The organism is Lactobacillus nasalidis (assembly GCF_016587775.1).
GTDB classification, from domain to species: Bacteria; Bacillota; Bacilli; order Lactobacillales; family Lactobacillaceae; genus Lactobacillus; species Lactobacillus nasalidis.
This window is the reverse complement of record NZ_BOCG01000331.1, coordinates 1-8,121: the sequence shown is the minus strand read 5'-3', so window position 1 is coordinate 8,121 and position 8,121 is coordinate 1. Positions and strand designations below refer to the sequence as shown.

General features: G+C 51.6%; 7 protein-coding genes. 4 read left to right on the top strand and 3 right to left on the bottom strand.

Features of this window, described 5'->3' with window-relative positions; all coding sequences use genetic code 11:
- Nucleotides 1–551: 551 nt before the first annotated feature.
- The 3 genes from htpX to lacNas_RS06310 form a co-directional block, all read right to left on the bottom strand.
- Nucleotides 552–1,451, bottom strand: coding sequence for a zinc metalloprotease HtpX (gene htpX, locus lacNas_RS06320; RefSeq protein WP_201330591.1), 900 nt, complete (start codon nucleotides 1,449–1,451; stop codon nucleotides 552–554).
- 16 nt (nucleotides 1,452–1,467) lie between these two features.
- The gene (locus lacNas_RS06315; protein WP_201330592.1) at nucleotides 1,468–2,022 is read right to left on the bottom strand and encodes a LemA family protein; all 555 of its coding nucleotides are present in this window, start codon (nucleotides 2,020–2,022) and stop codon (nucleotides 1,468–1,470) included.
- 128 nt (nucleotides 2,023–2,150) lie between these two features.
- Nucleotides 2,151–3,296, bottom strand: coding sequence for an SLC13 family permease (locus tag lacNas_RS06310; protein WP_201330593.1), 1,146 nt, complete (start codon nucleotides 3,294–3,296; stop codon nucleotides 2,151–2,153).
- A 526-nt stretch (nucleotides 3,297–3,822) separates the two neighbouring features.
- On the opposite strand from lacNas_RS06310, the gene lacNas_RS14420 reads away from it, so the two are divergent.
- From lacNas_RS14420 to lacNas_RS06295, 4 genes are all read left to right on the top strand, one after another.
- Nucleotides 3,823–3,957, top strand: coding sequence for a hypothetical protein (locus lacNas_RS14420; protein WP_280515168.1), 135 nt, complete (start codon nucleotides 3,823–3,825; stop codon nucleotides 3,955–3,957).
- A gap of 112 nt (nucleotides 3,958–4,069) precedes the next feature.
- A complete protein-coding gene (locus tag lacNas_RS06305) occupies nucleotides 4,070–4,981 on the top strand; it encodes an HNH endonuclease (RefSeq protein WP_201330968.1) in 912 nt (303 codons plus the stop codon).
- A 214-nt stretch (nucleotides 4,982–5,195) separates the two neighbouring features.
- A complete protein-coding gene (locus lacNas_RS06300; RefSeq protein WP_201330967.1) occupies nucleotides 5,196–6,287 on the top strand; it encodes a C40 family peptidase in 1,092 nt (363 codons plus the stop codon).
- 337 nt (nucleotides 6,288–6,624) lie between these two features.
- Nucleotides 6,625–8,121, top strand: a 1,497-nt coding sequence (locus lacNas_RS06295; protein WP_201346698.1) for a diguanylate cyclase domain-containing protein, incomplete at its 3' end; no start/stop codon positions are given.

Below are 8,121 nucleotides of genomic sequence, written 5' to 3'. Positions count from 1 at the left end.
CTTGGACCATTTTCGTTTTACCTCCTTTCCTAATAATTCATCCACTGGCCTTAGTGTTACTTGTTCGAAAAGTAATATAGATCACTGACTGTCTTTGGATTATTTCTATGATTTTAAGTTCTTCTACATTCTCGTACCTCTGAGAATTATTATATCACGCCTCACCGAACTGGATACGAACAAAAGGTAAAGGATTGATTTATTCTGTCAAAAGCAACAGTATGGACTAATTTGACTCAAAATTCTCTAACTATATAACACAGCGGCATTTTTCTCCTCCTAACCTGTAATCTTAAAATATTTTGCCAGACATAATTCAAAAAATCACAAAAATTGCAGATTTGGTAACCTTTTTCATATTTTCATTTCTCACTTTGATGCCGATGCAGCCGGATAACTTAGGAATTTTTTCTCAAGAAGCGCCCGAGCCCGCTGCTCTCAAGATAGACGGTTATATACTGTGGACACCTTATCGGAAAAAACACGCGCATATAACTTAAATTTAGGCAGAGTAAAAAGCTTCCAGAAAAATCTGGAAGCTTTTTGCATAATTACATTTTTTCCAAGCGCTTGATCCGGTCAGCTGTCGGCGGGTGGGTGTCAAACAAGTGGCTTAGGCTGTGCCGTCTGATCGGGTCCTCAATGTACAAGGACGCGCTGGCGCTATTGGCCGCCTGCATGGGCTGGCTGTTTTCGATCTTGGTCAAGGCGCTGATCAAGCCGTGCGGGTTCCGGGTCAATTCAACTGAACTGGCGTCAGCCAGGTATTCCCGGTTTCTGGACAAGGCCATCTGGGCCAGGCTGGCCGCCAGGGGCCCCAGGATCAAAACGAAAATAACCCCGATCACGCCGATGATCATCCCGAGTGTTCCGCCTTCCCGGTCGTCGTCATCGTCTCTGTCAATGCCAAAGCCGAACCAGACCCAGTTTTGGGCAAAGTCGGCGATAAAGCTGATGGCGCTGACCAAAACCAGGGCCACCATGGACAGGCGGATGTCATAGTTGCGGATATGGGAAATCTCGTGGCCCAGGACCCCTTCCAGCTCTTCTCTGTTCATCATGTCCAAGAGCCCCTGGGTAACCGCGACGGCTGACTTGTCCGGGGACAGGCCGGTCGCGAAAGCATTGGGGCTCTTGTCCGGAATCAGGTAGACTTCGGGCATGGGAATATTGGCTACTAAGGCCATGTCTTCCACGATGTGAAAAAGCTGGGGATTGTCTTCTTTATTCAAGTGCTGGGCATGGTTCATCCGCATGACGACCCCGACCGGGTCCTGGAAGACCAGGAAAGAGTAGATCAAGGCCACGACCGCGGCGGTCAGGATGCCCGGCAGGGGCTTGTCCCACATCAGCTGGCCCAGCCCAGCACCCACGAGGGCGAAGATCAAGACGAAGACGATCATGACCCCGGCGGTTTTGCGCTTGTTTTGGGCAATTTGTTGGTATAGCATGGCGATTCCTTAGTCTTTAAAAGGAAACCTTCGGCACCTTGGTCTCTTCTTCAGGGATGTCCAGGTAGTCAACCTTGCTGAAGTGGTGGATGTTGGCTACGATGTTGGACGGGAAGACCACCAACATCTTGTTGTAGACGGCCGCGCTGGAGTTGAACAATTGCCGTGAGTAGGCAATCTTGTTTTCCGTGTTGGTCAACTCTTCCTGCAGGTTGGCGAAGTTGCTGTTGGCCTTCAGGTCCGGGTAGCTTTCAGACAGGGCAAAGATGGTCTTCAGGCTGTCAGTAATCTGGTTGGACAGCTTCATGGCGCCTTCGTGGTCGTCAGCCGGCAGTTGGGTCAGCTGGTTTCTGAGTTCAACCACCTTGCTTAGGGTTTCTTTTTCGTGCTTGGCGTAGCCCTTGACGGTTTCCACCAGGTTCGGAATCAAGTCGTTCCGCCGCTTGAGCTGAACGCTGATCTGACTCCAGGCTTCCTCAGTGTTGACCTTGGCCTTTTGCAGGCCGTTGTAGGCTGAAATGTAAAAAATAACGATTAATACGACTAAAATAGCAATAATCCAAACTGCCATTTTTTGCCTCCCTTTCTAGGCCCCCAAGGGGCATGACTCTTTTTAACAAATTATATATTAAAAGCGGCCTGGACACTAGTTTTTTACCAGCAAAAAGCGCCTCCTTATCTATAAGGAGACGCTTGAAATTACAGGTTCAATTTGACAATGACCCAGCCGATGGCCGCCAGGATCACCAGACCGGTGATTTGGTAGCCCAGCCACTTCGGGAAGAACTTCTTCTTGGCCTCCTTGGAAGCGTGGGCGTAGAAGGTCCGCATGACCAGCATGTTGGCCATGGAGCCGATCGGTGAGCCAAAGCCCCCGATGTTGGAGCCCAGAGTCAAGGCTTCGGCGTATTTGGAGAACTTGCCGACTAAGATGGTGGAAGGCACGTTGCTCATGACCTGGCTGGACAGGATTGCCGTCCAGTAAGTGCTCATTTCCGTCCCGACCAGGCCGTGGATCAGGGTTACGACGAACGGGATCTGCTGGATGTCGCTGATGAAGACGAAGAAAAGCGTAAAGGTCAGCAAGAGGGAGTAGTCGATGTGCAGGAGAATCTTCCAGTTGACGATCAGGGCCCAGATGATGGCAGCCAGCATTGGCATCCAGATCGGCACGAACTTGAAGACGCCGACGAAGAAGAAGGCGAAGATGACCGTGGTGATCACCGTCATCGGCCAGCTGACGTCGATTTCCACGACTTCCTGGGTCGGGATTTCCTTCTTCGGGATGAAGAAGAAGACGCAGAGGAAGACGGCCAGGGCGGCGATCAGGTAAGGCAGGGTCCACTTGAAGAAGGTGGCCGGCATCAAGTGGTAGTTGGAAACCACGAAGATGTTGTGCGGGTTGCCCCATGGGGTGAAGGCGGCCCCGATGTTGGCCCCCATCCCGATCAAGGTGGCCGGCAGGATTTCCGGCAGCTTGTACTTCTTGGCGATGTTCAAGTAAAGCGGGATCATCGTCAGGCAAGTGATGTCATTGCCCAGGAACATCCCGGAGAAGACGGACAAGAGAGTAAAGAGGAGGATCAGCTTCCGCGTGGAATCGGCGATCGCCGTCAGCTTGTAGGCGATGATGTCCAGGACGTGCAGGTAGCTGTAGACCTGGATCAGCACCAGCATGGTCGTGACGGATTCGATCGTGTGCCAGTTCATGTCGGCGCTGCGCGGCCGGGCAAAGAAGAGGCTGATCAAAGTGATCACGATGGTGATCTGCAGAATTCGGTCGCTAAAAATTTTCTTTAAGACGGTCAAAAAATTATTTGAAGTTTTGCTTTTGGCGGCTTCCATAGAAATTCCTCTACTCAGATAGATTCAGTGTTTACAAAATTTACGTAAAGTTAACGAAAAGAGAAAGCAGACTTTACTTTCGTGTAGTTCCATTGTCGACTATTTTTCCTAAAATCTCAATAGTTCAAAATTAACGAACAGATGTTATTGAAAGAACTTTGCCAAAACGCGATTGGCTAAAAAAACGGCATTTTTATGCGCTTGAAAAAATGAAATTCACGTTTGAAATCGGTTTATTTGGCGTGGCTGCGGGATTATTACCCAAAAGCAAAAAAGGCGATTTGCTGTCTTTTTTAATCTAACAAAACGTGTCGACTTTTAACAGCGGTCAAAAAAAGTCAAACGCGTGCTTTTGATTTCTGAAATAATGTAAGCGCTGACAAGAGACAAAACGGACTGGGTCAAAAAGCAAAAAAGGGCAAAAGGGCCTGGCCGCCAAAGAAATGGCGAAAAGGCTTGCCTAAACAAGGGAAAGAGTAGTATAATTACTACTGATTTTCGAAAATCGATGAAAGGATGAAGAGACATGTCAAGAAATATCCACACGGGTATCAACCCACACCGTCGTCCGCGTAACGCTTCAAACGCCAAGGAACGCGTTGCCCACGCTGCAGCGGTTATCAACTACTTGAACCAAGCAGCCAAGGACGAAAACAAGTAATTGTTTTTGAACAGACAATAAAGGCCCCGGCTTTGTGCCGGGGTCTTTTTTTCGTCTGCTTTTTGCCTTATGATTTAGGAAAAAAGATCTGATACAAAGGAGCATAATACCAATGAAGTTTCAGTGCAGCAGCTGCGGTTTAAGACTGGAATCCCTGCATTTCAAGCTCCCCGGTCTGGTCAACGACCGCCTGGCCAGCCTGTGTGACATCTGCCGGCAAAGGGGGCTGGATCCGGCGGCTTACCCCAATCCCGTGGTCAAGCTGTTTGCGGCCAACCTGCTTTATGCTTTTGTCGGCAAGGACGGGGATTTTGAGGGAGCCTTTACCCTGCCGGATAAAAAAGTTCGCCGCTCTTACGAGGCCTTGATGCAGGACTATGACGGCAACGTCCTGGCCAAGCAGCAGCTGCCCAGAGCGGATTTCAACCGGGCTGTGATCAAGGCTGAGGACGATCCCGGCTTCTTTTTGCCAGGGCAGCTTCCTTTTGCGGAAAAATTGCAGGCATTGGGCTTGAGCGTTGACTTTCAGTTGAACGAGGTCGACTACATTGACCGGGAGCGGATCCGGGCCAAGTACAAGTACCGCTGTCAGTACTGCGGCCGCCGCGGGCGCAGCGTGGATCACAAGGACCCGGTCTCGCTGTCGCGCGACAACCGCCTGGACAACCTGATCCTCTCGTGTGCTGAATGCAACCGGATCAAGTCCAACATGCCTTATGAGCTCTTCGTCAAGCTCAACGACGAGGTTCAGCCCTTGAACCGGAAGCTGGTCAAGTATGAGAACGCCCTGGCTCCTTTAAAGAAGGAATTCCAGGACCGGCGGAACCTGCTGGCTGCCAAGGTGCACCTGAAGGGGGTTGTCAACGACCCGGAACTGGCCGCTATCAGACAGCAGAACAAGCGCCTGCAGGATGCCATCGACAGCCTGCAGAGCGACTATGACGCTGCCCGCCTGCTGCGCGAGGAGCATTTCAAGTTGGGCTGGAAGCTGTTTTTGCTTCAGCAGGACAAAGAAATAATCTGAAGATTATCAAAATTGAACAAAAGTTAGACCAAAGGCTTTTCTCCATGTAATGAAAACCGGGGCAGGGAAGCTGGAAAAGACTGTTATAGCGCCGTAAATCAAGCTGCGGCGCTTTTTTGTTTTGTAACCAGACCGATACGGTTTTGTAACAATTGAAAGTTATACTATAAATTGTTAGCAAACAAACCACATGTTTAAAGGAGAAAATAGATTCATGAAGAAAAAGAACTTGTTGATGACGACTTTGGCAGCACTGAGCGCGTCTGGCGCGCTGCTGACGACCGGTGCCAGTGCTTTGGCAGCCAGCCACACCGTTTCCAAGAACGACACCCTGTGGGCCCTGTCAAGAAAGTACGGCGTTTCCGTGAGCGCCTTGAAGAAGGCCAACGGTATCTCCGGCAGCACGATCTACGTCGGGCAAAAGCTGCAGATCCCAAGCAAGTCAAGCAAGACTGCTTCCTCATCAGCTTCAGCAAGCTCAACCAGCGCGACGACGCACACGGTTGTCAAGGGTGACACCCTGTGGGCTATCGCCAAGAAGTACGGTGTTTCCGTAAGTGCTTTGATGAAGGCCAACAATTTGTCCAGCACTACGATCCTGATCGGCCAGAGCCTGAAGCTGCAGACCAGCCTGACCAGCTACGGGACCAGCGGGGTGACGACGTCATCTTCTAAGACCGCGTCCAGCACGCCAAGCACTTCAAGTAGCGCTTCTAAGACCGCATCCAGCACTTCAAGCACTTCCAGCAGCGCTTCTAAGACCGCATCCAGCACTTCCAGTACTTCCAGCAGCGCTTCTAAGACTGCGTCCAGCACTTCAAGCACTTCCACTTCCAGCAGCACTCCGGCAGTCAGCCAAGCGCCTACGGGCTCCAAGAGCACTGCTTCAACCGCGTCCTCAAGCACTTCAAGCACTTCCAGCAGCTCAAGCAGCACTTCAACCAGTTCAGCCAGCGCCAGTGCCATCACTGCCTACGCTTTGACTTTCCTGGGCGTGCCTTACGTTTGGGGCGGGTCAACTCCAAGCGGCTTTGACTGCTCCGGCCTGGTTCAATACGTTTACGCCCACTTCGGCATCAACCTGGGCCGGACCACTTACACCCAGCAATACGCTGGCACCAAGATCAGCGTAGCCAGCGCGCAAGCCGGCGACCTCTACTTCTGGGGCTCATACGGGTCAGCTTACCACGTAGCGATCGCCCTGGGCGGCGGCCAGTACGTCATGGCTCCGGCTCCGGGCCAAAACGTCATGGTCGGCAGCGTTTCATCATACACGCCAAGCTTCGCCGTTCGGGTTTTGAGCTAAGCGGCAAAAATGCAGACCTTTCTACAAAAAAGCAGTGTCAGCCAGGCGGCTGGCGCTGTTTTTTTGCCGTCCATAACTTTTTGCTAATCGATTATTTTTTACTTATAAAAACAACCGGTGTTTTCGAAGAAAACTTGATTTAAGCAGGGGCATCAAAAAATAACATAATTGTTTTATAAAGTAGCAAAGAATAATTTTATCCTTGTATAGGGATATGACTATAAAAAGATTGATCATCAGCTCAAAAAAGCTGTTTTAAAGGCGGATATGGTCTATAATTTAAAATAGAACAAGGGAAAAAGGAAACTATAAATTTGGGCAAAGGATCGCGGACAAAATGACAAACACGTCACTTCTTTACGCGCTGGGTGAATTTTTCTGCATGGCCATCATGCTGATTTTGACCGGTGCCTTAAAGCCAATCACGAACTATGGGAAAAGAGAAAAATGGCTCGCGGCCTCGCTGGTCAGTGAAACCCTCTACTTTTTGGGAGACTCCTTGGACAAGCTGCTGCTTGGCGGGGTGCTGCCGGCCAGCCGGGCCGGCCTGCTCTTCACGGGGAGCTATAAATTGTGGATGCTGGACTTTGTCAGTCTGGCTGTTTGCTTTTACATTGACCAATGCGGGGAATTCAACCTGGCCGACAACTGGCCCAAGCGGATCCTGGTCTGCAGCATAGCCATGGGGACGGGGGTCTTTGAAATCATCGTCCTCTTGATCAACTCCAACTGGATTCTGACGCCGGGGCTCAAGCCGACCCTGCTTTACAACGTTCTGCTTTTGCTGATACCGCTTCTGTATTCGCTGTTTGCGATCGGCCTGGCCGTCAACGGGATCAGGCAGAGCACGTCGGCCAGCGTGCGGCAGTTTTACCTGACGACCGCCTGCTGGCCGCTGCTGCTGGTGATTTTCGGGGCGCTTGACGTTGTGGTCAAGACCGTGCCTTTCTACGCGTACGTGGCCACGGCCTGCCTGCTTTTTCTGGCGGTCTACCAGTTCCGGACCATGGTCGACAATGTCTCTTTGGCCAGTTTGAGCAATCTCAAGGGCCGGGAAAAGCTGAAAAGCTACCTTAAGAGCATTCAAAGACGCGGGGCCGGCAGCGACTACTACTTGATCTTGGTCGACATGAACGGGCTGCGGTCAATCAATGACATTTACGGGCGCTCTGAAGGCGACCAGGTCCTCTTCGTGGTCAGCCAGGCCGTCGAGCAGGTCTCCCAGGAACTGCACGGCTACAGCTGCCACTACGGCGGGGACGAATTTTTGGCAGTGGTGAAGCTGGCTGACGATGCCCAAGCCAAGCAGGTCTTTGAGGACCTGCAAAAAGAAGTGGAACGCCTAACGGCCGCCCAAGGCTTGACGGCGGTCCCGCAGCTGGTCTTTGCCGAGGTGCGCCTGGACATGGCTGAAGGGGACATGGCGGCCCAGCTGCGGATTGCCGAAGAAAAGGTCTACCACCAAAAGCGCGATTTGGACGGGGAGATGCGGGAAAGCAACTTCTTCGTCGACAAGGTGACCGGCCTGCCCAACACCAACTACTTCCACAGTTTTGCCAGCTCATATCTGCAGTCCTGCCTGGAGAAGGGGCAGAAGCCAGCCGTCGTTTTGATCAACGTCAGCAACATGCAGGAATACAATGACCGCTATGGCTATGAAAAAGGCGACCAGCTGCTCAAGCAGATCGCCCAGCTCCTGCAAAAGCAGTTTGACGACGGGGTTTTGGTCCGGTTTGCTGAGGACAACTTCCTCTTGGCCACGGCCGCCCCGGACCTGCTGACCGGCCTGGAAGAGGTGGCAGACGAACTCAACCGGACCGAAGATGCCAGCATC